The organism is Mesorhizobium sp. M1169, from assembly GCF_040318345.1.
Classification (GTDB): Bacteria; Pseudomonadota; Alphaproteobacteria; order Rhizobiales; family Rhizobiaceae; genus Mesorhizobium.
In genome coordinates this window covers 91,674-116,879 of sequence record NZ_JAMYME010000015.1, presented here as the reverse complement: position 1 = coordinate 116,879, position 25,206 = coordinate 91,674, and the positions used below count along the sequence as shown (strand labels likewise).

General features: G+C 61.8%; 20 protein-coding genes, 1 tRNA gene and 1 pseudogene. 9 read left to right on the top strand and 13 right to left on the bottom strand.

Going from position 1 to position 25,206, the window contains the following annotated elements:
* Positions 1-71: 71 nt before the first annotated feature.
* The 3 genes and pseudogenes from thrS to yidD form a co-directional block, all read right to left on the bottom strand.
* Positions 72-2,045 (bottom strand): threonine--tRNA ligase, encoded by a 1,974-nt coding sequence (thrS, locus tag NKH41_RS17300; RefSeq protein WP_352773100.1) that lies wholly within the window; start codon positions 2,043-2,045, stop codon positions 72-74.
* Between the two features lie 167 nt (positions 2,046-2,212).
* Positions 2,213-2,943, bottom strand: a pseudogene (locus NKH41_RS17295) (penicillin-binding transpeptidase domain-containing protein).
* Positions 2,944-3,089: 146 nt separating this feature from the next.
* Entirely contained in the window at positions 3,090-3,464 is a 375-nt protein-coding gene (yidD, locus tag NKH41_RS17290) for a membrane protein insertion efficiency factor YidD (protein ID WP_352451412.1), read from the bottom strand.
* A 338-nt stretch (positions 3,465-3,802) separates the two neighbouring features.
* Between yidD and NKH41_RS17285 the strand changes: the two genes are divergently transcribed.
* A complete protein-coding gene (locus tag NKH41_RS17285; protein WP_352500847.1) occupies positions 3,803-4,717 on the top strand; it encodes a LysR substrate-binding domain-containing protein in 915 nt (304 codons plus the stop codon).
* On the opposite strand, the gene NKH41_RS17280 is transcribed toward NKH41_RS17285, so the two are convergent.
* Complete coding sequence (locus NKH41_RS17280) at positions 4,714-5,160, bottom strand: iron-sulfur cluster assembly scaffold protein (protein ID WP_023678879.1); 447 nt, start codon at positions 5,158-5,160, stop codon at positions 4,714-4,716. The two genes, NKH41_RS17285 and NKH41_RS17280, sit on opposite strands and share 4 nt — an antisense overlap.
* A 240-nt stretch (positions 5,161-5,400) precedes the next feature.
* On the opposite strand from NKH41_RS17280, the gene folE reads away from it, so the two are divergent.
* The 3 genes from folE to NKH41_RS17265 all read left to right on the top strand — a co-directional run bounded on the left by folE (position 5,401) and on the right by NKH41_RS17265 (position 7,598).
* On the top strand, positions 5,401-6,036 hold the full coding sequence (gene folE / locus NKH41_RS17275; RefSeq protein WP_352466975.1) for a GTP cyclohydrolase I FolE: 636 nt from the start codon (positions 5,401-5,403) through the stop codon (positions 6,034-6,036).
* A 35-nt stretch (positions 6,037-6,071) separates the two neighbouring features.
* Positions 6,072-6,542, top strand: a complete 471-nt coding sequence (hisI, locus tag NKH41_RS17270; protein WP_352771409.1) for a phosphoribosyl-AMP cyclohydrolase — start codon at positions 6,072-6,074, stop codon at positions 6,540-6,542.
* A gap of 84 nt (positions 6,543-6,626) precedes the next feature.
* Positions 6,627-7,598, top strand: a complete 972-nt coding sequence (locus tag NKH41_RS17265; protein WP_023678882.1) for a patatin family protein — start codon at positions 6,627-6,629, stop codon at positions 7,596-7,598.
* 19 nt (positions 7,599-7,617) lie between these two features.
* Here the strand turns inward: NKH41_RS17265 and recJ are convergent, their stop codons facing one another.
* The 5 genes from recJ to NKH41_RS17240 all read right to left on the bottom strand — a co-directional run bounded on the left by recJ (position 7,618) and on the right by NKH41_RS17240 (position 13,535).
* Positions 7,618-9,402, bottom strand: a complete 1,785-nt coding sequence (gene recJ, locus NKH41_RS17260; RefSeq protein WP_352451358.1) for a single-stranded-DNA-specific exonuclease RecJ — start codon at positions 9,400-9,402, stop codon at positions 7,618-7,620.
* Between the two features lie 60 nt (positions 9,403-9,462).
* The gene (gene glpX / locus NKH41_RS17255; RefSeq protein WP_352451359.1) at positions 9,463-10,446 is read right to left on the bottom strand and encodes a class II fructose-bisphosphatase; all 984 of its coding nucleotides are present in this window, start codon (positions 10,444-10,446) and stop codon (positions 9,463-9,465) included.
* Positions 10,447-10,590: 144 nt separating this feature from the next.
* On the bottom strand, positions 10,591-11,904 hold the full coding sequence (locus NKH41_RS17250) for a homoserine dehydrogenase (RefSeq protein WP_352500850.1): 1,314 nt from the start codon (positions 11,902-11,904) through the stop codon (positions 10,591-10,593).
* A gap of 40 nt (positions 11,905-11,944) precedes the next feature.
* Positions 11,945-13,162 (bottom strand): LL-diaminopimelate aminotransferase, encoded by a 1,218-nt coding sequence (locus tag NKH41_RS17245; protein ID WP_023678886.1) that lies wholly within the window; start codon positions 13,160-13,162, stop codon positions 11,945-11,947.
* Between the two features lie 40 nt (positions 13,163-13,202).
* Positions 13,203-13,535 (bottom strand): hypothetical protein, encoded by a 333-nt coding sequence (locus NKH41_RS17240; RefSeq protein ID WP_352647805.1) that lies wholly within the window; start codon positions 13,533-13,535, stop codon positions 13,203-13,205.
* A 151-nt stretch (positions 13,536-13,686) separates the two neighbouring features.
* On the opposite strand from NKH41_RS17240, the gene phaC reads away from it, so the two are divergent.
* From phaC to NKH41_RS17225, 3 genes are all read left to right on the top strand, one after another.
* Positions 13,687-15,522, top strand: coding sequence for a class I poly(R)-hydroxyalkanoic acid synthase (gene phaC, locus NKH41_RS17235; RefSeq protein ID WP_352771413.1), 1,836 nt, complete (start codon positions 13,687-13,689; stop codon positions 15,520-15,522).
* Positions 15,523-15,738: 216 nt separating this feature from the next.
* The gene (locus NKH41_RS17230) at positions 15,739-16,968 is read left to right on the top strand and encodes a D-Ala-D-Ala carboxypeptidase family metallohydrolase (protein WP_352771414.1); all 1,230 of its coding nucleotides are present in this window, start codon (positions 15,739-15,741) and stop codon (positions 16,966-16,968) included.
* A 173-nt stretch (positions 16,969-17,141) separates the two neighbouring features.
* Positions 17,142-17,216, top strand: a tRNA-Glu gene (locus NKH41_RS17225).
* A 124-nt stretch (positions 17,217-17,340) separates the two neighbouring features.
* On the opposite strand, the gene NKH41_RS17220 is transcribed toward NKH41_RS17225, so the two are convergent.
* Positions 17,341-17,637 carry a DUF982 domain-containing protein gene (locus NKH41_RS17220; protein WP_023678889.1) on the bottom strand — a complete coding sequence of 99 codons (297 nt, stop codon included), beginning with the start codon at positions 17,635-17,637 and terminating at the stop codon, positions 17,341-17,343.
* A gap of 297 nt (positions 17,638-17,934) precedes the next feature.
* On the opposite strand from NKH41_RS17220, the gene map reads away from it, so the two are divergent.
* Positions 17,935-18,762 carry a type I methionyl aminopeptidase gene (gene map / locus NKH41_RS17215; protein ID WP_352451363.1) on the top strand — a complete coding sequence of 276 codons (828 nt, stop codon included), beginning with the start codon at positions 17,935-17,937 and terminating at the stop codon, positions 18,760-18,762.
* Positions 18,763-18,814: 52 nt separating this feature from the next.
* Positions 18,815-19,561: a RadC family protein gene (radC, locus tag NKH41_RS17210; protein WP_352771416.1), complete on the top strand. Its 747-nt coding sequence runs from the start codon at positions 18,815-18,817 to the stop codon at positions 19,559-19,561.
* A gap of 88 nt (positions 19,562-19,649) precedes the next feature.
* On the opposite strand, the gene NKH41_RS17205 is transcribed toward radC, so the two are convergent.
* The 3 genes from NKH41_RS17205 to NKH41_RS17195 all read right to left on the bottom strand — a co-directional run bounded on the left by NKH41_RS17205 (position 19,650) and on the right by NKH41_RS17195 (position 24,874).
* Positions 19,650-22,229 (bottom strand): bifunctional diguanylate cyclase/phosphodiesterase, encoded by a 2,580-nt coding sequence (locus NKH41_RS17205; RefSeq protein WP_352473926.1) that lies wholly within the window; start codon positions 22,227-22,229, stop codon positions 19,650-19,652.
* A gap of 447 nt (positions 22,230-22,676) precedes the next feature.
* Positions 22,677-23,720 (bottom strand): class I SAM-dependent methyltransferase, encoded by a 1,044-nt coding sequence (locus tag NKH41_RS17200; protein WP_352771418.1) that lies wholly within the window; start codon positions 23,718-23,720, stop codon positions 22,677-22,679.
* A gap of 59 nt (positions 23,721-23,779) precedes the next feature.
* A complete protein-coding gene (locus NKH41_RS17195) occupies positions 23,780-24,874 on the bottom strand; it encodes a glycosyltransferase family 4 protein (protein ID WP_352614039.1) in 1,095 nt (364 codons plus the stop codon).
* Positions 24,875-25,206 lie beyond the last annotated feature (332 nt).

Here is a 25,206-nt window from a genome sequence, read left to right as displayed (position 1 = left end):
GCGTGACAGGCATACAAAATATAAAAATGGCGGTGGATCGCTCCACCGCCATTCATTGCTCGTCGACTGGTTCAGGCCGCGCGGCGCTTGCGGTCGGGTGTCACCGCCTCGTCGGCAAGCAGCCTCACGGCGGCTGCGAGGCCGAGTGATTCCTGGTCACGCGACCCGAGACGACGGATATTGACCGTTTCTTCCTCGGCCTCGCGCTTGCCGCAGACGAGGATGACCGGCACCTTGGCCAGCGAATGCTCGCGGACCTTGTAGTTGATCTTCTCGTTGCGCAGATCGGCTTCGGCGATCAGCCCCGCCGCCTTCAGCTGCGCAACGACCTTCTGGGCGTAATCGTCGGCATCGGAAGTGATCGTCGCCACCACCACCTGCAGCGGCGCGAACCAGAGCGGGAAATGGCCGGAATAATTCTCGATCAGGATGCCGAGAAACCGCTCCATCGAGCCGCAGATGGCGCGATGCACCATCACCGGCTGCTTCTTTTCCGAATCCGAGCCGATGTAGAAGGCGCCGAACCGTTCAGGCAGGTTGAAATCAACCTGCGTGGTGCCGCATTGCCAGTCGCGGCCGATGGCGTCCTTCAGCACATATTCGAACTTCGGCCCGTAGAACGTGCCCTCGCCCGGATTGACGCCCGTCTTGATCCGGTTGCCCGACCGCGCCGCGATCTTGTCGAGCACGTCCTGCAGCACGCCCTCGGCATGATCCCACATCGCGTCGGTGCCGACCCGTTTTTCGGGGCGGGTCGCCAGCTTGACGGTGATTTCGTCGAAGCCGAAATCGGCATAGGTCGAGAGGATCAGATCGTTGATCTTGATGCACTCGTCGGCGAGCTGTTCCTCGGTGCAGAAGATGTGCGCATCGTCCTGGGTAAAGCCGCGCACGCGCATCAGCCCGTGCAGCGCGCCGGACGGCTCATAGCGATGCACATTGCCGAATTCCGCAAGTTTTACCGGCAGATCGCGGTAGGATTTCAGCCCGTGCTTGAAGATTTGGACGTGACCGGGGCAGTTCATCGGCTTCAGCGCAAACACCCGGTCGTCGTCGGTGTCGTCGCCAGCAACGGTCACCTTGAACATGTTGTCCCGGTACCAGCCCCAGTGGCCTGACGTCTCCCACAGGCTCTTGTCGAGCACCTGCGGCGCGTTGACTTCCTGATAGCCCTGCTCGTCGAGGCGGCGACGCATGTAATTGACCAGGTTCTGGAACATCCTCCAGCCCTTGGCGTGCCAGAAGACGACCCCGGGGCCCTCCTCCTGGAAGTGGAACAGGTCCATCTCACGGCCGAGCTTCCTGTGGTCGCGCTTCTCGGCCTCCTCCAGCATCGTCTGATAGGCTTCGAGCTGCGCCTGATCGGCCCAGGCCGTGCCGTAGATGCGGGTCAGCATCGGATTGTTGCTGTCGCCGCGCCAATAGGCGCCGGCGACCTTCATCAGCTTGAAGGCGCTGCCGATCTGGCCGGTCGCGGCCATATGCGGGCCGCGGCAGAGGTCGAACCAGTCGCCCTGTGCATAGATCTTGAGATCCTGGTCCTCGGCGATGGCGTCGATCAACTCGAGCTTGTAGCGCTCGCCCTTGTCGGCAAAGATCCTTTTCGCCTTTTCGCGCGACCAGACCTCCTTGGTGAACGGCTTGTTGCGCGCAATGATCTCGCGCATCTTCTTCTCGATCACCGGGAAATCGTCGGGCGTGAACGGCTCGTTGCGGGCAAAATCGTAGTAGAACCCGTTTTCGATCACCGGCCCGATGGTCACCTGCGTTCCCGGCCAAAGTTCCTGCACGGCTTCGGCCAGCACATGGGCTGCATCGTGGCGGATGAGCTCCAGCGCACGCGGGTCCTCGCGGGTGATGATCTCGACCTTGCCGGACTTGCCGATCGGGTCGGAAAGATCGCGCAGCGTGCCGTCGATTGAATAGGCAACGGCCTTCTTGGCCAGCGACCTCGAGATCGATTCCGCCAGGCCGGCGCCGGTCATCGCCGCGTCGTAATCGCGAACGGAACCATCGGGAAATGTCAGGGAAACGGAATTCAGCATAAGATTCTCCTATCCAGTCCCGCAAACGAGCGCGGGTGGTGAAATGCATGTCGCCCAAGACTGCTTAGCGGTTTTGGGGCTACGAGATGCATCAGTAAGAGCCGGATGCGTCCGGCGGCGAGCGGTCTTTTATGGGCAGTTTTCGGTGCCGTAAAGCTGGATGTAGGTCACCTGAGGAGATTCGGCAGATCTTTCAGGAACATCGCCCGCGTCTTGAGCCCCTTTGGCGTGTCGGAACGTTTCGTATCGACTACCAGGCGGGCAAAGACGATCTTGCGAGCATCGGTCTTCGCCCAGCCGACAAACCAGCCAAGCGAGCGCTTGTCGGCGCTGTCGCCGAGCCTGGTCGTTCCGGTCTTGCCCTGCACCGTCCAGCCGCTTGCGCAGGAAATCGACCTGCTCGACCGGCGATATCTCGAGCGAAGAATTCACTCAGGAATGGGTGAGGCCGTCATTCTTGCCGGCAGTGCCGGAGACTTCGGTGTCACCATAGTCCAATCTGGACCCATAGCCGGCAAACTGTTTGCTGCCGAGCCGGCGCGCGATCTCGCGTGAGAACCACCGGACCGAATCTCTTTCCCAGATCGTCGGGTCGACGGTCTTGCGGTCCCGTTTCCGGGCATTGAACTCTGCCTTGTACTCCGAGCTTGGCGTATGCTCGTCGCCCAGGATTCCAGCATCATAGCCGATCAGTGCCAGCGGAATGTCGAGGCGGGCTGAAGCGCTGATCGCAGGTCCCTTGGCGATACAGCGTCTCGCCGCTTGCGGCGTCGACGATCAGCGTGCATTCGATGTCCCCGAGCGGCGCTGATTGCGCACGGATCGGAAAACCCATCAGCCACGCCAGGACATAGAGAACAACGGCGAAAACGAAGGGAAGACGATCTATCCGGCGCATTTGGCAATCTCTCCTGAAGGGTGTCAGGAGCGGCTTAGCGAGGTGTCTTGTCTCGATTTTGTCTCAAATGCACTATGTCAGCGCAAGCTGCGGTTAACCCTACCAGATCGTAAAAAGCGACCCCTCTGTGCACCGCACAGTTGCGGTCAACTGTCCAGGTCGCCACGTTTTTTCCCGATCCGCCAGTACCGCCATGGCGTGAACCAGAGGTAGCGATCAGCCAGTGCCTCAGGCACCCGGTCGATGCCGTGCGTGCCGAACGGTCCGCAGCGCAGCACCCGGAAAAACCCCATCCAGCCGCCGGCCCACAGCCCGTGGCGGGCGATCGCTTCGTACGCGTATTCGGAACAGGTCGGCAGATGCCGGCAGGAATTGCCGACGAAGCCGGACAGCGTCAGCTGGTAAAGTCGGACAAGCGACGTGCCGAAGACGCGGCCCGGCGTCTTGCGCCACGGGCCGGACCAGTTGCGTCCTTGTCGAATCGGCCTGGCGCCGTGCGCATGCCGATGTTGGCCGACCACCGCAGTCTCCACATCGCGTTTCCCTACGCGATAGATGTGCGCATCGGGCCAGGAACGCAATGCCGTTCCGGCAATCCCGTCATGGCCTGGTAGGGCGAACCGGATAGCGGTCGGGCGTCGGCCTTCGGCATACGGCGACGCTGGTCGGCGGCCTCTCCTCGCACCAATCCCTATGCGGTTTCTCGTCGTACCATTGAAACGTCGCGATCCGCATCACATCGCCCAGAATGTTGAGAAACTGGATCATGGCGGCACTCCTTGAGCACCGATTAGAGCGCCGCTGGCCTTGCTCTTCAAACGAGTATAACGTCCACGTCAGATAACTCTGAGTTATGCGAATGAAGCGCGGACACCTCCCCCTGACGGCTCTGAGAAGCTTCGAAGCAGCCGGTCGTCACCTGAGCTTCAGCCGTGCGGCCGAGGAGCTTTATGTTTCGCAGGCGGCGATCAGCCGACAGATCCGCGAGCTCGAAACCTTCCTGCGCCAACCTTTGTTCTTCCGCCATCATCGCCGCGTCGAGTTGACCGACACCGGCCAGCGGCTGCTCGACCAGTTGGTCAGAAGTTTCGAGGGCATCGACAGGCTGCTTTCGGAATTGACGGCGGCCCCGACGCAGTCCGTGGTGCGTGTCAGCGTCGAGCCATCGCTTGCATCCGTATGGCTGGTGCCGCGGCTCAACCGCTTTCGCGAGTTGCGACCCGACATCGACGTTTCCCTTGAGGTCGACCCGAGATTGATAGAGTTTCGCAGCGATCAGCCCGAACTTGCCCTGCGTTTCAGTGCGCACGCCACCTCATGGCCACGCAGCGAAGCCGAACAGCTTGCCGCGGTCGTCGATTCCCCAGTTCTGTCGCCGGCACTTCTTGCATCCGGCCCAGCTCTGGAAAAGCCGATCGACCTTGGTCGCTATACGTTGCTGCACGAAGAAAACCGTCAGGCTTGGGCACGCTGGTTCGAAGCGGCGGGCGTGACGGCTGATGCCGTGCCTGCGCGCGGTCCGATGCTGGCCGATGCTTCGCTTTCGAAGCAGGCAGCCTTGCTTGGACATGGTGTCGCGTTGGGCGATCTTTTGCAGATCGGCGAAGAACTTGCGTCCGGCGCGCTTATCAAGCCTTTCGACATCGACGTCGCGTCGGGCGCCTATTGGCTAGTAGCCAGAAGGCTGAATGACCTTTCCGAACCAGCCAGGGCTTTTGCCGACTGGGTCCGGGCGGAATTCGCCGAAAGCCGGCGTTTTCTCGCCAAGGTTTAAGCCGCCTCTTCCGCCCGCTTCTTCTCGATCTGGCCGATGGCGTCGACCACTGCGTCGAAGGTCAGCATGGTCGAGGCGTGGCGCGCCTTGTAGTCGCGCACCGGTTCCAGGTATTTCAGGTCGGCGAAGCGGCCTTCGGGCGGCGGGCCGTTTTCCTTCAGCATCTTCAGCATCGTCTCGCGCACGCTGCGCAATTCTTCGGCGCTGGCGCCGACGACATGCTGCGCCATGATCGACGACGACGCCTGGCCAAGCGCACAGGCCTTCACGTCATGCGCGAAATCGCTGACGACGCCATCATCCATCTTCAGATCGACGGTCACCGTCGATCCGCACAGCTTGGAATGTGCTCGTGCGGTTGCGTCGGGCCGGTCGAGCCGGCCGATCCGTGCGATGTTTCCGGCAAAACCCAGAATTTTCGCATTGTAGACATCGTCGATCATATTTTTCCAATCCGTCGCCGCCCAGCGAACAGTCATTGCCGCTCTGGCGTCTTCCTTTCGCTCGGCACGAACATATATAATGGCGGTAGTCGGGTATCGACAAGGCGACCACAAACCTCGTCATACCCAATTCTGTTCACGCCACTTACGGGCTGGAAACCGGGCGAGTTTCTGACACCCGAAAGGTCGTGGTCCGTTCAACTCGTTCCTCCTGAGAGAGGAACTACGGGAGACGCCTTTATGGACGCCGTTATCAAGAAACTCATGCCGCGGTCTGCCTATATGGAAAAGCCGGTCACCGACCGGCCGAGCGAGGCCGAAGTCGAAGCCGCTGTGCGCACCTTGTTGCGCTGGACCGGCGACAACCCTGACCGCGAGGGCCTGATCGACACGCCGAAGCGCGTCACCAAGGCGTTCAGCGAAATGTTCAACGGTTATGATATGTGCCCAGCCGAGGAACTTGGCCGCACCTTTGAGGAAGTTGCCGGCTATGACGACCTCGTTCTCGTCAAGGACATATCCTTCCACTCGCATTGCGAGCATCACATGGTGCCGATCATCGGCAAGGCGCATGTCGGCTATCTGCCTGACGGCAAGGTTGTCGGCCTGTCCAAGATAGCCCGTGTCGTCGACATCTTCGCCCATCGCTTGCAGACCCAGGAAGCGATGACCGCGCAGATTGCCGGCGTCATCCAGGACGTGCTCAATCCGCGCGGTGTGGCCGTTATGCTTGAGGCCGAGCATATGTGCATGGCCATGCGCGGCATCCGCAAGCAGGGCTCCACCACGCTGACCTCAACCTTCACCGGCGTCTTCAAGGACACACCCGAAGAGCAGGTCCGCTTCGTCACCATGGTGCGCGGCGGCAGGATCTGATCGGCCTGCCGGCTTCGCTAGATAAGGACCGGCGAATGTCGGCATTGGAATTCCCGAAAGCTCCAACAGACAAGAAGGCACTCGAGGAAGGCGCGGTCCTTTCACCGCGCTTCGATGCTGCCGGCCTCGTCACTGTCGTGGTCACCGATGCCGAAGACGGCGTGCTGCTGATGGTCGCGCATATGAATGCCGAGGCGCTGGCGCTGACGCTCGAGACCGGCATCGCGCACTACTGGTCGCGTTCGCGCAACGCGCTGTGGAAGAAGGGCGAAACCTCGGGCAATGTCCAGCAGGTCGTCGAGATGCTCACGGATTGTGACCAGGACGCGATATGGTTGCGCGTCAAAGTGCTGGGTCACGAAGCAACTTGTCACACCGGCCGACGTTCATGCTTTTATCGGACGGTGGGGCTGAGCGATGGCAAAGGGACGCTTGCCAGCGACGGCAGCAAGCCGCCGTTCGATGCGGAAAAAACCAATCGAAAGCCCAATACACCATCAATATGAACCATTCGCAGCACTTCAGCCACGTATATTCATGATTTCGATACGGCCCGCCTGTAGGATGACCGTGGGACAAGGGAGATTGTGATGCTCGACTGGGCGTCATTGCGCAACAGACCTGACGTTCGGGAGGCCAATGGCCTCTCCTCGGCTGCGGGCGCATCCGAAACCAAATCTCCGGGCAAAACCGGGATTTCGCTGGCATTGGGTGGCGGCTGTGCGCGCGGCTGGGCGCATATCGGCGTGCTGCGCGCGCTTGATGAAGCCGGCATCGAAGTGTCGATGATCGCCGGCACCTCGATCGGCGCGCTGGTCGGCGGCTGCTATGTTGCCGGCAAGCTCGACGAGTTGGAAGAATTCGCGCGCAGCCTGACCAGGCGGCGCATTTTTGGCCTTCTCGACCTCAATCTACGCGGCAGCGGCCTGTTCGGTGGCATGAAGCTCGATGCGCGGCTGCGCGAGCACATAGCCGGCATCCGCTTCGAGGACCTGCCAAAACCATTCGTCTGCGTCGCTTCGGAAATCCGCACCGGCCATGAGATCTGGCTGTCGAGCGGCTCGTTGAGCACCGCAATGCGCGCCTCCTACGCGCTGCCCGGCGTGTTCGAGCCGGTCGCCTGCAATGGGCGTGTGCTGGTTGACGGCGCACTGGTCAATCCGGTGCCGGTCTCGGTCTGCCGTGCCTACGAGCAGCCGCTCGTGGTTGCGGTGAACCTTCACTACGATCTGTTCGGCCGCGCCGCGGTGATCAAGCACAATGCCGGCGAGCTGGTCATCGAGAAAGACGCGCCGAGGGCCGGCCACGCCGATCCCGAACGCCAGTCGCGCGAGACGCGGCTCGGCATTACTGGCGTCATGGTCGAGGCCTTTAACATCATCCAGGACCGCATTTCGCGCGCCAGGCTGGCCGGCGACCCGCCGGACATATCGCTGCAGCCGAAGCTCAGCCATATCGGCCTGACCGAATTCCACCGCGCCGACGAAGCGATCCGTATCGGCTACCAGGCAACGATGGCGCAGATCGGCGACCTGACCCGGCTGCAGACCGTCCTCGCTTAGGCAGGGCGGCAGCGAGCTCTCAGGCAAGCGCCGCGTCGACGATGCGGAACTGCACCGTGCGGTTGCCGTTCCAGTGGTTGCCCGACAGCGAGCCGGCGACATGCACCGGCTTACCCCTGTTCTTGAACAGGAATTCGCCAAGAGCCGTGTCGACCGCGCGAAAGGCGATCGCCTGGATGCGGCCGCCGCTTTCCGACTGCAGGTCGGCGCGGATGTGGTTGCTGCCGACCGCCCGCGCATCGACAAGCCGGTGGCGCGGCAGCGCGAACACCGGCGCAACATGCCCGGCGCCGAACGGCCCTGCCCTCTCAAGCGCATCGAGCAGCGCAAGCGTCGCGCCCTCGGCGGCAAGCGCGCCGTCGATCGCCAGGCTCTCCTCGCCTTGCAGGCGGAACACATCCACCGCCGCGCGCTCTTCGAAGAAAGCCCTGAGTTCGCCGAGCTTCGCCCGCTCGACAGTGATGCCGGCCGCCATTCCGTGGCCGCCGCCCTTGACGATAAGCCCGGCATCGGCAGCCTCGCGCACCAGCCGGCCGAGGTCGAAGCCCGACACCGAACGGCCTGACCCCGTACCGACACCATTGGCGTTGAAGGCGATGGCAAAGGCCGGCCGTCTTGCATGGTCCTTGAGCCGCGAGGCAAGCAGGCCGACAATGCCAGGATGCCAGTTGCTGCTGGCTGTCACCACGATGGCCGGACCATTGCCGCCGGCAAGCTCGGCATCGGCCTCTGAGCGCGCGGCGGCCAGCATCTCCTGCTCCATCGACTGCCGTTCCTGGTTGAGCCGATCCAGCGTCTCGGCGATGGTGCGGGCCTCGACCGGGTCGTCGGTTGCAAGCAGGCGGCTGCCAAGTGCTGCGTCGCCGATGCGCCCGCCGGCGTTGATGCGCGGACCGATCAGAAAGGCCAGATGGAACGTGCTGATCGGCTCGCCTATACGCGAGACCCGCGCCAACGCCGCCAGCCCTTCGTTTCTCTGCTGCCGCGCCACCTGCAGCCCCTTGACCACGAAGGCGCGGTTGACGCCGGTGAGCGGCACCACGTCGCAGACTGTGCCCAGCGCCACCAGGTCGAGCAGGCCAAGCAGGTCCGGCGGTGCGGCATCCGGCAAGCGGCCGCGCAGGATCTTCGCGGTCTGCACCAGGCAAAGGAAGACGACGCCGGCGGCACAAAGATGACCTTGGCCGGAAAGGTCGTCCTCGCGATTTGGGTTGACGACCGCAGCCGCCGCCGGCAGCGGCCCGCCGACCTGATGGTGATCGAGCACCACGACGTCGGCGCCGGCGGCCTTTGCGGCGTCGATGGAAGCAGCACTGTTGGTGCCGCAATCGACGGTGACGATCAGCGTCGCGCCGCGCGAGACGAGTTCGCGCATCGCTTCCGGATTGGGGCCGTAACCCTCGAAGATGCGGTCCGGTATGTAGATCTCCGACGCCACCGAGAAATATGCGAGAAAGCGCTTGAGCAGCGCCGACGAGGCGGCGCCGTCGACATCGTAGTCGCCAAAGATCGCCACTTTTTCCCTGGCCATCACCGCCTGGGCGATGCGAGCGGCGGCCCTGTCCATGTCGGTCAGCGATGCCGGGTCGGGCAGCAGATTGCGGATGGTCGGATCCAGAAACCGCTCGGTCTGCTCGGCGGTGACACCACGCCCGGCCAGCACACGTGCCACGATGTCAGGCACGCCATACCCTTGCGCGATGGCGAGCGCGGCCATGTCCTGACGCTCGGTCAGCCGGTGTTCCCAGGAAACGCCGGTGGCCGACTGCCTGACATCGAGGAAAAAGCGTCTTTCCCCCGTCACGTGACGCGCCGTCTGCAATTTGTCATTGCGCACAATATGCAACGGCTAACTGAGTCGAAATCAAAACTTTTCCAGATCCTGATGCCTGGCTTTGATTTCGCGCACGGTCCGCGATGACGAGCGCAGCACGATCGTGTGCGTGGTGATGAAATTGCGGCCGAACTTGACGCCGGCCAGCATATTGCCGTCGGTGACGCCGGTCGCGGCAAACAGCACGTCGCCGCGTGCCATGTCTTGCGTGTGGTAGATCCGTTTTGGGTCGGAGATCCCCATCTTCGCGGCGCGCGCCAGCTTTTCCGGCGTATCGAAGATCAACCTGCCCTGCATCTGGCCACCGGTGCAGCGCAAGGCGGCAGCTGCGAGCACGCCTTCGGGCGCGCCTCCGGTGCCGAGATAGATGTCGATGCCGGTCTCGTCCGGGTCGGTGGTATGGATGACCCCGGCGACATCACCGTCGCCGATCAGACGGATCGCGGCTCCGGTCGCCCGCACGGCTTCGATCAACGCGCCATGGCGTGGCCGGTCGAGAATACAGGCGGTGATCTCCGCCACCGGCACGCCCTTGGCCCTGGCGAGGCTGGCGATGTTTTCGGCCGGCGAGGCATCGATGTCGATGATGCCGTCGGCATAACCCGGACCGATCGCGATCTTGTCCATATAGACGTCCGGCGCGAACAAAAGGCTGCCTTTTTCGGCAATGGCGATAACGGCCAGTGCGTTGGGCAGGTTCTTGGCGCAGATCGTCGTGCCTTCGAGCGGATCAAGCGCGATGTCGACAGCCGGGCCTTGGCCGGTACCGACCTCTTCGCCGATATAAAGCATCGGCGCCTCGTCGCGCTCGCCTTCGCCGATCACCACCGTGCCGTTGATGGCAAGACGGTTGAGCTCCTGCCGCATGGCATCGACCGCGACCTGGTCGGCGGCTTTCTCGTCGCCGCGTCCGCGCAATCTGGCGGCCGCGACCGCGGCGCGTTCGGTGACGCGCACCAATTCCATGGTCAGTATCCGGTCGAGGCCGGCGACAATGTTCTGGGCCACATTCATCGATGGACAATCCTCGTTGGCAGTTTAGCCTCTCCGCCAGAGACGCGCTTCTTGTGTCAAAGCCCCGTGACAACAGCAAGACCTGCGTTGGACCTTTTTGAAAGCGCAGCAATATCAATCGATTAAACGCAAAATGTGAGACTGCTATCCGGCCCGCTCGATGCGGATGACTTGCGGCTTGTCGGTCAGAAGGCTGTCCCTGGTGATGCCGTCGACGGCCTTGCGCACCGCCGCCTCGGTCGTCTCGTGGGTCACCAGGATGACCGTCTTCTGTGCCTCGGTTTCCGGCCCGGCGGCATGCTGGACAATCGATTCCAGCGAAATGTCGTTGTCGGCCATGCGCTTGGCTATTGCCGCGAAGACGCCGAGGCGGTCGTGCACGGTCAGCCGGATGAAATAGCCGCCGGCATGGCTGCGCATCTGCGCTTTCTTGTAAGGCTTCAATTCCTTCGCCGGCCGGCCGAAGACCGGACCATGCTGGAAGCCAGGCCGGCTCTTGGCGATGTCGGCAATGTCGCCGATCACCGCCGACGCGGTGGCGTTGCCGCCGGCGCCAGGGCCGGAAAGCAGCAATTCGCCGAGGATGTCGGTTTCTATCGCCACCGCGTTGGTGACGCCGTGCACCTGCGCGATGACCGAGGCCGTCGGCACCATGGTCGGGTGCACGCGCTGCTCGATGCCGCTTTCGGTGCGTTGGGCGACGCCAAGCAGCTTGATCCGGTAGCCGAGATCGCCGGCCGCGCGGATGTCGGCCTGGCTGATGTTGGAGATGCCTTCCATGTAGATATCGTTGGCGGCGATCCTCGTGCCGAAGGCAAGGCTGGTCAGGATCGACAGCTTGTGCGCGGTGTCGTGACCCTCGATGTCGAAGGTCGGGTCGGCTTCGGCATAGCCCAGCCGTTGCGCATCCTTCAGGCAGGCATCAAAGGACAGGCCCTCGGCTTCCATGCGCGTCAAAATATAATTGCAGGTACCGTTGAGGATGCCGAAAACGCGGGTCACCGAATTGCCGGCCATCGCCTCGCGCATCGTCTTGATGACCGGAATGCCGCCGGCCACCGCCGCCTCGTAATTGAGCAGCACGCCTTTCCTCTCGGCGATCTCGGCCAATGCCACCCCGTGCTTGGCAAGCAGTGCCTTGTTGGCGGTGACGACGTGGCGGCCGGCCTCGAGCGCCGCTTTGACGGACGAGCGTGACGGGCCTTCGTCGCCGCCAATCAGCTCGACGAAGACATCGATCTCGGCGGTCTGCGCCATCTTGACGGCATCGTCGAACCACTGTGCTGTGCCAAGATCAACGCCGCGGTCGCGTTTGGGATCGCGGGCCGAAACCGCCGACACGACGATGTCGCGTCCGCACTGTCGCGTCAGTTCAGCCGCCTTGTCGCGCAGCACGCGGGCCACCGACGCACCGACGGTGCCGAGCCCGGCAATTCCAACACGCAACGCTTCAGCCATGTCCGGCGACGCCCCATTCAGTCGGTCGATGTGTAGAAAATCAGCGATGCGCGGCGAGCGGTACGACGTTATTCGGCTGCTTGGCGCTGGATGCGAGGAAGCGCTTGATGTTGCGCGCCGCTTGCCGGATCCGGTGCTCGTTTTCGACCAGCGCGATGCGCACGTGATCGTCGCCATGCTCGCCGAAGCCGACGCCCGGCGCCACCGCGACGTCGGCGTGCTCGATCAGGAGCTTGGAGAATTCAAGCGAGCCAAGGTGCTTGAACGGCTCCGGGATCGGCGCCCAGGCGAACATCGATGCCGCCGGTGCGGGAATGGTCCAGCCGGCGCGGCTGAAAGCGTCGACCATGACATCGCGGCGTTTGCGGTAGACGTCGCGCACTTCGGCGATGTCGGCGCCGTCGCCGTTGAGTGCATGCGCCGCCGCCACCTGGATTGGCGTGAAGGCGCCGTAGTCGAGATAGGATTTCACTCGCGTCAGCGCCGAGATCAGCCGTTCATTGCCGACCGCAAAACCCATGCGCCAGCCCGGCATCGAAAAGGTCTTCGACATCGAGGTGAACTCGACGGCGACGTCTATGGCGCCCGGCACCTGTAGCACCGAAGGCGGCGGATTGCCGTCGAAATAGATCTCCGAATAGGCAAGATCCGACAGGATGATGATGTCGTTCTTCCTGGCGAAGGCCACCACCTCCTTGTAGAAATCGAGCGAAGCGACCAGTGCCGTCGGGTTGGACGGATAATTGAGGATCAGTGCCAGCGGCTTCGGGATCGAATGGCGGATGCCGCGCTCCAGGGCCGGGATAAAGCCGTCGTCCGGCTCGACCTGCAGCGAGCGGATGACGCCGCCTGACATAATGAAGCCGAAGGCGTGGATCGGATAGGTCGGATTGGGGCACAGGATCACATCGCCGGGGGCGGTGATCGCCTGCGCCATATTGGCGAAGCCCTCCTTCGAGCCGAGCGTCGCCACCACCTGGCTGTCCGGGTCGAGCTTCACGCCGAAGCGGCGGGCATAGTAGTTGGCCTGGGCACGACGCAGGCCCGGAATGCCGCGCGACGACGAATAGCGGTGCGTGCGCGGATCGCGTACCACCTCGCAGAGTTTGTCGACGATGGCCTTGGGCGTCGGCAGGTCCGGATTGCCCATGCCAAGGTCGATGATGTCGGCGCCGCGCGAACGCGCGCTGGCCTTCAGCCGGTTGACCTGTTCGAAGACATAGGGCGGAAGCCTGCGGACCTTGTGAAATTCTTCCATGGCAGTTCCAGACAGTGAGGTTGCGGTCGCGCGTATAAGCCTATTTGCAACTAGGGTCGAGAGCGGGGTCGCATTTGCCTTCGATCTGCTTCAGCGCCTCGGCGCCGTGTTTTTTTGCCAGCTGGTCCAGCGCTGCCTGGTCCGCAACCTTGACGCCGCCGCCCTTGGCGGCCTGGCTCTGCTCCTCGGCCTTCAGTTGGGCGAGCTTGGCGTTCTTTTCCTCGTCGGTGAATTGCTCGGCCGCCACCTGCGGCCGGATGTTCAGGTTCGGATAGGAACCGGTGTCCTTCGCGCCGACAAGGCCGGTGGCGGGCGCCGCACCTTCCATGTTGCTGCTCGTGCAACCGGCCATCGCCAACAGGACGAGCGCCATGCGGCAAAAACGACCAGTGCCGGAAAAAACGTCCTTGCCAATATTAATCGTCATATTGTTTTCCTGGCGGCCGGGTTAGAGCACATTGGACCCTGTTCGATATCCCATGGTAATATGTCAACAAAACGCTTCGGGAGGAACCCCGCGAACCATGTCCAAAACACCCGATTCGGGCAAAGCGGAAGATGACCAACCTTCGACCGTCGAGCAATACCTGGTGAAGGACCCGGAACGCTTCGCTCTGAACATGGCTCGCATGATCGAGCAGGCCGGCAAGGCCGCCTCGGCATGGGCCGAGCCGCGGGAAAAGGGCGAGGTGCGCGATCACGTCGCCGAGCCGGTCGTCGACATGGTGAAGACGTTCTCCAAGCTCACCGAGTACTGGCTCTCCGACCCGCAGCGCGCGCTGGAGGCGCAAACGCGGCTGTTTTCCGGCTACATGACCGTCTGGGCCAATGCCGTCCAGCGCATCGGCGCCGGCGCCGAGGACGCCGAGGACGCGGTCAAGCCCGAGCGCGGTGACAAGCGTTTCCAGGACCCGGAATGGGGCCGCAACGCCTTCTTCGATTTCCTCAAACAGGCGTATCTGGTCACCTCGCGCTGGGCGGCCGAACTGGTCGAGCACGCCGATGGCCTGGACGAGCACACCCGCCACAAGGCCGGCTTTTATGTCAAGCAGGTGTCCAATGCCATCTCGCCGTCGAATTTCATCCTGACCAATCCGGAATTGTTTCGCGAGACTGTCGCCTCCAACGGCGAAAACCTGGTGCGCGGCATGAAGATGCTGGCCGAGGACATTGCCGCCGGCAAGGGCGACCTGAAGCTGCGGCAGGCCGATTATTCGCTTTTCGAGATCGGTAAGAATCTCGCCACCACTCCCGGCAAGGTGGTCGGCCGCAGCGACGTCGCCGAAATCCTGCAATACGAACCGACTACCGACACCGTGCTCAAGCGGCCGCTGCTGATCTGCCCGCCATGGATCAACAAATACTACATCCTCGACCTCAACCCGCAAAAATCCTTCATTCGCTGGGCAGTCGAGCAAGGCCACACCGTCTTCATCATCTCCTGGATCAACCCGGACGAGCGGCACGGCGCCAAGAGCTGGGAGGCCTATATCAGGGAGGGCCTGCAATACGGCCTCGACACGATTGAAAAGGCCACCGGCGAAAGGCAAGTCAACGCCATCGGTTATTGCGTCGGCGGCACGCTTCTGGCGGCGGCCCTGGCACTGATGGCGCAGGAAGGCGACAACCGCATCAAATCCGCCACCTTCTTCACCACCCAGGTCGATTTTACCTATGCCGGCGATCTAAAAGTGTTCGTCGACGAGGAGCAGGTCGCGGCCGTCGAAAAGGCGATGAACGAGAAAGGCTATCTCGACGGCACCAAGATGGCGACCGCCTTCAACATGCTGCGCTCGGGCGACCTGATCTGGCCCTATGTCGTCAACAACTACATGCGCGGCAAGGATCCCCTGCCTTTCGACCTGCTGTACTGGAATGCCGATTCGACCCGCATGGGCGCTGCCAACCATTCCTTCTATTTGCGCAATTGCTATCTCGAGAACAGGCTTTCGCAAGGCATGATGGAACTGGCGGGCCGCACGGTTTCGCTGAAGGACGTTACCATTCCGGTCTACAACCTCGCCTCTAAGGAGGACCATATCGCGCCGGCGCTTTCGGTCTTCCTCGGCTCGAAATATTTCGGCGGCGAGGTCGATTACGTCATGGCCGGCTCCGGCCACATCGCCGGGGTCGTCAATCCGCCGGCGGCGCAGAAATATCACTACTGGACCGGCGGCAAGCCGGCCGGCGACTTCGACCAGTGGCTCGCCGGGGCCACCGACCATCCCGGTTCCTGGTGGCCGCACTGGCAACGCTGGATCGAAGCCAAGGACAATACCCGCGTACCGGCCCGCAAACCGGGCGAGCATATGCAAGTTCTAGGCGAAGCCCCCGGCACCTATGTCAAGGTGCGCGTGTAACCATCTGTAATGTGTGGTGAGTTGACGCGCCGCCAAAAGCGGGCGAAATGGTGCCGTCAACCCTGAGCAGCCTTGATTCATCCTCTAGCCGCCAAATTACTTTGAGGCTTGCAGATTTGACACAGGTCTCGTTTCCGGTTCGGGGAACAAGGGTCATTTCGACGAGACGTTTCGACGCCGCGCCAATGACGAACCGGTCGGATATCGAGGGGGAATTTGGTTTTGAGATCAGCAGGATCGCGCCTCGCGAAGGGAGAGAGCCGCGCCATTGTGGTGGCGCTTTTCTCGGTGCTCCTGGCGTCCTGCACCTCGGCCGGCGACCCGACCATGTCGGTCGGCATGCCAGGCTATAATACCTCGGCTACCGAAATCAGCACGGCCGCCGGTGCGCCCCAGGCCAGCACGGCCGCATCATCGTCGCAGATGACAAGCACACAAATGACGATGAATGCCGACGGCGACGCCAACCTTCCCGAGCAGGTCGCCTATGTGCCGGTGGCCAAGCCAGGGGCCAAGCTCGACGCCGGCTTCCCGATCGCCGTTCCCACGGCAGCCGAGACGATCGCGGGACACACGCCGCAACCGCTGCAACCAAACGCCCAGACGGCTGAACAGGCCGTGGCGCAGAACAGTGCTGATGCATCGAAGCCCGACGCCAAGGCCGCCGAGCCGGCGATGAACAACCCGGTCTATGTGACCGCCGGCGAGATGCCGCAGCCACAGGCCTACGCACCGAAGAAAAACTTCCTGGCCTCACTGTTCAGCGCCACGCCTGCTTCGGCGGCACCTTCTTCGCCGGCCAACAGCAGATCGGGCGGGCAGCCAACGGTCATGCAGGCCAAGGCGACGCCTGCGGCAAAACCCACCGTCACCCTGGCCTCGGCCGATCCGGCTGAAAAGCCGGTGCAGCTGGTGTCGACGGGCAATACCAGCCACTTCACGGCCGACGCGCTGCCCGGCGTGCGACAGACGGCGCTGTTCGAGATCAAGCGCAAATCCGGCCTCGACGATGAGAGTGACGTCGATCTCAACGAAGACGAAGGTTCGGGTGGCGCCTACCAGGTCGCCTCCGCCGCCGGCCTTGCCCGGCTGGCGCCCAACGGCCTCCTGAAACAGAACGAAAGCGTCGATGTCGCCTGCTTGAAGCCGTCGCTGGTTCGCGTGCTGAAGACGATCGAAGGCCACTACGGCCGCAAGATGACGGTCACCTCTGGCTATCGCGATCCGGCCCGCAACCGCCGCGCCAACGGCGCCAAGAATTCGCTGCACATGTACTGCGCTGCCGCCGACATCCAGGTCCCCGGCGTCTCGAAGTGGGAACTGGCGAGCTACATCCGCACCATGCCGGGCCGCGGCGGCGTCGGCACCTACTGCCACACCGAATCCGTCCATGTCGATGTCGGCCCCGAGCGCGACTGGAACTGGCGCTGCCGCAGGCGCGGCTAGGGCGAGGTTCTTCGGGCACTGCGAAGTTCCGTCGGCGACGTTACATCATGCCGCAAAACCAGCTTGGCTGTCGGAAAGACGCGGTTTGGAGCCAAAGGAAAAAAGTTGTCGCAGCCGGCGGCAGACGGGTTGCCGGTTTGTCGCGACGCAACTATAAGCGCTCACATCTGAGCGCGCCCATCGTCTAGCGGTCAGGACACCGCCCTTTCACGGCGGTAACAGGGGTTCGATTCCCCTTGGGCGTACCAGCATTTCAACTTGGAATATGTCTATCGCCAGCGTGATGCTGCGCCAGCTCTGCTGGGCCCGCCACTCTGATAGGGATGTCGGCAAGAAGAGACGAAGACGACTGAGGACTACGTCGAAGGCTGTCTAAGCCCGCAGTCCCCTCGCCTCGCCGCCGCGCTTGCGCGGAACCATCATGTCCCTGGCAAGCAGCCCGCTCACCCGGCAAAAGGCCATGAAGGCCCGCCATGCGTCTTCGGTCTCGACGATGTCCACCGTGGCGCCAAAACAGGCATTGAACGCGGCCTGATAGGTTGGTCCCTTCCGGCGAACCGGCCACGTTTGCAGGAAATCGAGCGCCTGCTCGACACTGTAGATTTCCTCGACCGGCTGGCCGGGCACAGGCGCGATCCGCACCGGCACCTCGAATTGCAGTCTGTCCATTCGATCTCTCCCGAACTGACACCCCCGCAGCAACGCCGTTCGTCGCAAAAAATTGCCGTGGCGGCTTAATGCTTGGGCCGCTTCTCACCTAGAAATGTGTCGTCACTACGGTGGTCAATGAACCCAGCGAAGTATGGGCCGCTAGAGGCAAGGAGAATGCCCCCAGGCGTGAATATCGCCGGTCTTCGGCCCGTCGCTGGCAGTTCGTCCTTGAACCTTGCGCTTTCCAGTGCCAAATCTGGGAAGGTTTCTCTCGCCGAGGCTCATCCAGCCCCGCATCCCTGCAAGACGGATAAAATGGTCACCTATCTCGACGCCGCCACGGCACCGCTCAGAAACACCGGCCAGATCCGTCTTTACGACGAGGAAGGTTTTGTCGGCATGCGCAAGGCTTGCGATCTCACCGCGCGCTGCCTCGACGAACTGGTACCGATTGTGGCGCCCGGCGTCACCACCGAAGCGATTGATCGCTTCGTCTTCGAGTTCGGGATGGACCATGGCGCGCTTCCGGCGACGCTCAACTACCGTGGCTACACGAAATCATCCTGCACCTCGATCAACCACGTCGTCTGTCACGGCATACCCGACAACAAGCCGTTGAAGGATGGCGACATCGTCAATATCGACGTCACCTATATCCTCGACGGCTGGCATGGCGACTCCTCGCGCATGTATCCGGTGGGCACGATCAAGCGTGCCGCGGAGCGGCTGCTCGAAGTCACGTATGAGTGCCTGATGCGCGGCATCGCGGCAATCAAGCCGGGCGCCCGAACCGGCGCCATCGGCGCCGCCATCCAGACCTATGCCGAAGCCGAGCGTTGCTCGGTGGTGCGCGATTTCTGCGGCCACGGGGTTGGCCGGCTGTTTCACGACGCGCCGAATATCCTGCATTACGGCAGCGCCAGCGAAGGCGTCGAGATGCGGCCGGGCATGATCTTCACCGTCGAGCCGATGATCAATCTCGGCCGGCCGCATGTGAAAGTGCTGTCGGACGGCTGGACCGCGGTGACGCGCGACCGTTCGCTGTCGGCGCAGTACGAGCACACGATCGGCGTCACCGAGACCGGCTGCGAGATCTTCACGCTGTCGCCAAAAAACCTCGACCGCCCCGGCCTGCGGGCCTAGTGTCTGGCAGATCGGGCGTTACCTTGCCCGGCAAATGCTGGGTGGGGCAGCCATGAACGGCAACGACGACGAGCGGGCCTTCTTTCCCGAAAGCCCAGTGCGATCGCCCGCGAAGGCGGGGGCCGCCGACAAGCCGCATTATCTCGGCCATCGCGACCGCCTGCGCGAGCGCTTCGCCGCCGGTGCCAACACCCTCCCCGACTACGAACTGCTCGAGCTTTTATTGTTTCGGCTGATCCCGCGCGCCGACACCAAGCCGGTCGCCAAGGCATTGCTGGCACGCTTCGGTACATTGGCCGAGGTCCTCGGTGCGTCCGTCGAGCGCCTGCAGGAGGTGAAGGGCATCGGCCCGGCGGTGGCGCTCGACCTCAAGGTGGTTGCGGCAACGGCGCAGCGCATGGCGCGCGGCGAGATCGCCGGCCGCGAGCTGTTGTCGACCTGGACGCAGGTTCTCGAATACTGCCGGTCGGTGATGGCCTTCGAGGAGCGCGAGCAGTTCCGCATCCTGTTCCTCGACAAGAAAAACGCGCTGATCGCCGACGAAGTCCAGCAGGTCGGCACCGTCGACCACACACCGGTATATCCGCGCGAGGTGGTCAGGCGCGCCTTGGAGCTCTCCGCCACGGCGATCATTCTGGCGCATAACCATCCGTCGGGAGACCCGACGCCGTCGCGCGCCGACATCGAGATGACCAAGCTGATCATCGAGACGGCCAAACCGCTTGGTATTGCCGTTCACGACCACATCATCATCGGCAGGAAAGGCCACTCCAGCATGAAGGGGCTGCTGCTGATCTGAGGTTTGGCGTTGTTTTCAGCTTTGTCCGCTGTACGCCTATGTACCGCAACGTGAAGGCGGTCGGCTCGATAAATTCTGGCGCCGAGGCTCAGCTGGCCGTGCGCAGGCGTCGCGATCGGACAAAGGTCTTAAGTCCCTCGGAATCGAACGCGTGGCCGAAGGCATAACCCTGCAATATGTCGCAGCCCAGGCCCTTAAGTAGCCGTGCATGCTGCATCGTCTCGACGCCTTCCGCCACGACCTCGATACCCAGCGACTTGCCGATTTCAATGATCGACGAGACAACCTGCCTTCTCTGCGGCGATTTGACGATTGGGGTGACCAGCTGCCGATCTATCTTCAGCCGGCGCGGCTGCAACTTCAGCAAACTGACCATCGAAGCGTAACCGGTACCAAAATCGTCTATTTCGATGTCAATCCCCAGTTCTTTTATCTGCTCGATGTTCCACGTGACAAGGTCGTCGTTCTCGTCCAGGAAAATCGACTCAACAAGCTCAAACGAAACTGTTCCCTTCTTGATATTTTGCTCTCGCAGGCTCTTGATGAGCTCCTCATCCTGAAGGCGCCTGGCCGAGACATTGACCGACACCCGCGGAATGTGAAGTTTTGCAGCGGACCACGCTTCGAAATCCGAAAGCGATTGCTTCAATATGGCTTGGTCGATGATCGAGACAACGTTCAGTTCTTCTGCAATCCTCAGGAAGACGTCGGGCGCCAAAATACCCTTTATTGGATGTTTCCACCTCGCCAGCGCCTCAACTCCAACGATTTCGAGCGTCTTTGCGTCAAATTGGGGCTGGTAGAACGGGATGAACTCGTTGCGCTCGAGGCCGCCGAGAATTTCGTCGGCAATCCGCTTGGTATCGACGATTTCGCTTTGCATCGCGTCGGTGAAGAATTCGTATCGATTGCGCCCCCGCCCCTTTGCTCGGTAAAGCGCGATATCGGCGTTCACCAGCAGGTGTTTGGCTTCGACATCTTTTCCGTTATCGACAGCGATTCCCACGCTGACACCAAAACGGCATCGATGACCCTGATAGTAGACCGGTTCGCGCATCTGGCTGATGACGCGGTCGGCGAGCAGCGCCAGCTGCTTGGTATCGTCGCGCACCACGCACAGAACGATGAATTCGTCTCCCCCGATACGGGCGACGAATCCCTCGTCGCCGACCTTCGACCTGAGCACGGTTGACGCGTGAACCAACATCGCGTCACCGGCGGCGTGGCCCAGCGTATCGTTGATGTGCTTGAACCGATCCAGATCTATGTGAAGCAGTGCCGCGTGCCCGCCTGAGCGCCTGGCGTTTGCCGCGTAATGTTCCAGTACCTGGTCGAGGTAACGCCGGTTGGGCAAGCCGGTCAGCGAATCATGAAGCGCGATGTGCTCTATGCGCGCTTTGGCTGACTCGAGTTCTGCATTTTTCGACTCGGACAGCTGTTTTGCACGAACCAGATCCTTGTTCAGCAGGACGTCGGAAGTCACGTCCCATTCCGCGCCGATCATTTTTGGGGTGTCGTTTGCGACCCGGTAAACGATCGCCTTGGACCGGACATGACGGATCTCGCCATCCTGACGCACAATCCGGTACTCCGACAAATATGGTCGTCCGCTGGCCACCGCCCTGTCGAAGTCCGCGTTGGCGCCAGCCAAATCATCTGGGTGTATTGCTCCCGCCCAGTCTGGATAGCCCCGGTGCTCGCCGGTTGGTTTGCCATATATTTCGTTGACGCGATCATCCCACGTAAGCTCGTTGGTCGCGAGATCGTGTTCCCAAACCCCAATAGCCGACGCTTCCAGGGCGAGTTCCAAGCGTCGTGACAATCGACGCAATTCCGCATAATTGCGCTGTCTTTCGCCAATCAGGCGGCCTGTGACCAGGAAAGGGAACACAACCAAGGCTCCGGCCGTCGCCATGATAGCGCGCAACAACCATGCGTTGCTTGGCGTCGAAGGCCAGCCATTTTTGGGAATGGCCGCGATTTGCCACGAACCGGACGGGAGCACAACGTCGGCTGTCACTGGATCGCTTTTGCTGATCCGCTCATTACCGTAGAATTGGTCTCCATTTTGGCCGAGAGCGTCCCTGCCGATCAGCGCTATGTCAATCCCGAGATCGTCGTCAAGCAGCCCGCTCGCCCGATAAAGACGCTGCACGTCGACAACGGCGGAAATGATGCCCCAGAATCTTTCCGTATTGCCCGCGCTCCGCACGAAAACCGGAAAGCGGCCGATGAAGCCTTGTCCTCCCTGCTTCAGCTCGACGGGACCGGCAAGCACCAGCTTGCGTTCGTCTCGCGCCCTTAGCGCAGCCGCACGCTGTCGCTCGTTCTTGCGGTAATCCAGGCCCATCGCCTGCTCGTTACCCTCCATCGGGTACATCAGGGAAACGACCAGATCGGGCGCGCCGGCAATATTGTTCAATTGCGAGTCGGCGCCAAACAGATTGCTCGCGAGCGAGGCGAAGCGTTGCTGACCCATATAGGGCTCGGTCACGACCGCGGCGACCAATCCACGCACGAGTTGAAGGTTTCCGTTGATATTGCCTTCGAGCTTGGCGCGGATGAGGTTGACCTTGGTCAGCACGTCCGCACGGACGGCCTGGTCCGAGACGATTTTGTTCTGGTGCTCCGCGAACGCAGCGCTGATAAGTATGACGACAAGCGCGATCGCCGCCGGAATATTTGCCGACGAAAAGACGACCTCCTTGATGCCGCCGAACCTAGCGCGGAAAAAAGCCAATAGGCGATTCCTCAAGTGCCATTTCAGGTTTTCGGGTCGACCCGATGAGGAACATTAGCTTTCAATGTTTAATTTGACCTTCACGCTCCTTAGAGCTTTTGCACTTCCGACCGTTGCTGACGTTGCAGGCCCGAGCGGTTGGAGCCAGCTGCCGACTTCCACTGCCATGGTCCCACTGATTGAGATACGCTGGCGCCGGCGATCCAGCGTCTGTCGACCATTCGCGAGGAGATCTGCTCATCTCAAGGCGCTCGTCTGTGGAAGCGGACCGAGAGAGAGGCCAGCTAGACCTGGCTTGCTCGGAAGATAGAGGAGCGCGAGCGCGATTGCACAAGTCGACGCTCCGACCCGAGTACTCTGGAGCGTTGACCTGGACTAGTGCCCCTCAATCGCCTTGGGAGACACAAGGTATGGTATCTTGCCGACGCTGCGCTTCGTCGCGCCAATGGAATAAGCCATCGGTATCTTGGGAGAGTTCTCCGGCAAGCCGTACATATCCTTGCCGGCCCGCACGGCAAATGAAAAGTGCTGCCACGAAACCGTGTCATGCTCATTGAGAAAATCGAGCGTCAGACCAGCTGAAATCAGCGCATTCACCACGTCACTGATCGGGTGGATCCATTCATAATAGCGAGGATGCTTCAAGATGCGATCATCGCCGGTGTAGGTCAGTTCCTCGTTCCAGGCGAGCGGCCGAGCTATCGGCGTTCGCCAGTCGTGCTTCAATTCCAGGGCCGCGGCCTTTCGATCGCACTGAAACAGCAATGGATGGCCCTCGGCCATGTAGAGGCGGCCGCCGGGTCGCAGAAGATCGGCAACCACCCGCGCCCAACGGAACACGTCGTCCAGCCAGTTTACCGAACCCCAGGTAACGTAAGCGATATCAAAGGTCCGGCCGAGCGCTTCCACCGCCTCGAACAGTGGCGCTTCCACGAAGCGCACTTCGGTGCCTGCCTTCGCAGCAAAATCCCGCGCTGCCACGATCGCCGTCGGTGAAAAGTCGAGCCCGGTCACGCTGCCTGCGCCGAGATTCTTCAGGCTGATCGTGTCAAGACCGATGTGACACTGCAGGTGGACGATATCCTTGCCGGCGATATCGCCGAGCTCGCGCGTTTCCAGCTCATAGAGATTGGATCCGCCGGCCAGCACATTCTCGATGTGGTAGCTGCCCGTTGTGTCGGTCGAGTGCAGTTCGGCCCGATCATCCCAATTAAGGCGGTTCGCGCCCAGAAACCGTTCCAAATTCCCCCACCCCTGACCGACGCATGGTAAACAAGTCGTTAAAGCACCTTTGCAGCGAAAGTAGCGCGCGTCAATCCGGACCGGGCGGCAGTACGACGCCGCTCGCGAAAGCATTAGTCCCGGGAAGGCTTGCTGCTGATCAAAGGCTTCTGGCGCGATCGCCGCGCCCGGCGACAAGACCCCGCAGGCGCTCCCGGACTCCGCCGTCGTGGTCTGTATGTGGATCAGTCGGTTCCTCAGCCCGGCACAGCCACCATCGCGATATTTCTGGAGAGCTCGTTTGTGGGGGCAACTGCGTCTGCCGTGCCGCTCGTGAGTGCTCGGTAGAGTGCCAGATAATCGCTGCACATGCGCTCGACCGTGAACCGCTTCTCGAACGTCTGCCGCACTCGTGCGCGATCGAGGCTGTCTATGCGCCGGAGCGCGCCCACGGCTTCCTCCACCGTATCCACGATCCATCCGGACACACCGTCATCGATGATCTCCGGGACGGCGCCACGCCGGAACGCAACCACCGGCGTACCGCAGGCCATTGCTTCGATCGTTACGAGACCGAAGGGTTCCGGCCAGTCGATCGGAAACAAAAGCGCTTTCGCATTGCCCAGAAAATCCGCCTTTTGCCGCTCATCGATCTCGCCAATGAACTCCACGTTCGAATGCCGCAGCACTTGCGGCTCGACCCTTTCCTTCCAGAACGACTGGTCCACCTTGTCGATTTTGGCGGCGATCTTCAGGGGAAACCCGGCCCGCGCTGCTATTTGTATGGCGGCTTCCGGCCCCTTTTCCGGCGAGATGCGACCGAGAAACGCAAGATAGCCGGAGGTGTTCGGGTGAAATGGCAGAAGATCGCGGGGTAGGCCATGATGCACGGTTCCAACCCAATTGACGGGCGGCATGGGCCGGCGCTGGTCGAAGGAAATCGAGACCAGGGGAACGTCGTCGAACATCGCATAAAGCTGCGCCAGATCGGGCAGGTCGAGCCTGCCGTGAAGCGTGGTAACCGTTCGTCTGGCAAAATCCCGAATTATGGGGAAGTGCAGAACATCGACGTGGAAATGCAAAACGTCGAATTCACCGGCTCGCCGGCGCACCCGTTCAAGCATCATAACATGGTGCGGACCACCGTCCTGGACCCTGGGGTTCAGGCGCAGCGCGACGTCGCAACACCGCACCAGCTCGGCTGAGGTACGAGAATCGGCGCTGGCGAACAGCGTCACCTCGTGGCCCTGTCGGACAAGTTCTTCGGTCAGATACGAAACAATTCGCTCCGTTCCACCGTAGGTTCGGGGCGGCACGGATTCGGTTAGCGGTGCGATCTGGGCTATTTTCATTTAGAAATCTTTTCGGCGGCGATCGCCGTCTTTCAAACAAGCTTCGGCGGCAACCAAGACAAGCGAGAGCTTCCAGTTGCGAAGTATTCTATGCAGAGCGTATTTATAGTTGTGCCGTCCGTGCTCCTCCCGTGCAATCAGGTTGCCCTTATTCAACTCCTCTGCATCCAAGAACTGCGATCCATGAGAAATGTTTCATCGGCTCGATAAAAAGACAGAATGAGCTACGCGCCGCCGCCCCGCCGCCCCCTGACAGGCAGCTTTGGATCGCTCGATCACCCAACAGTGATCCAGGCGTGCCGGTGCCGAATGGAACATAAAGCCCGGAATTC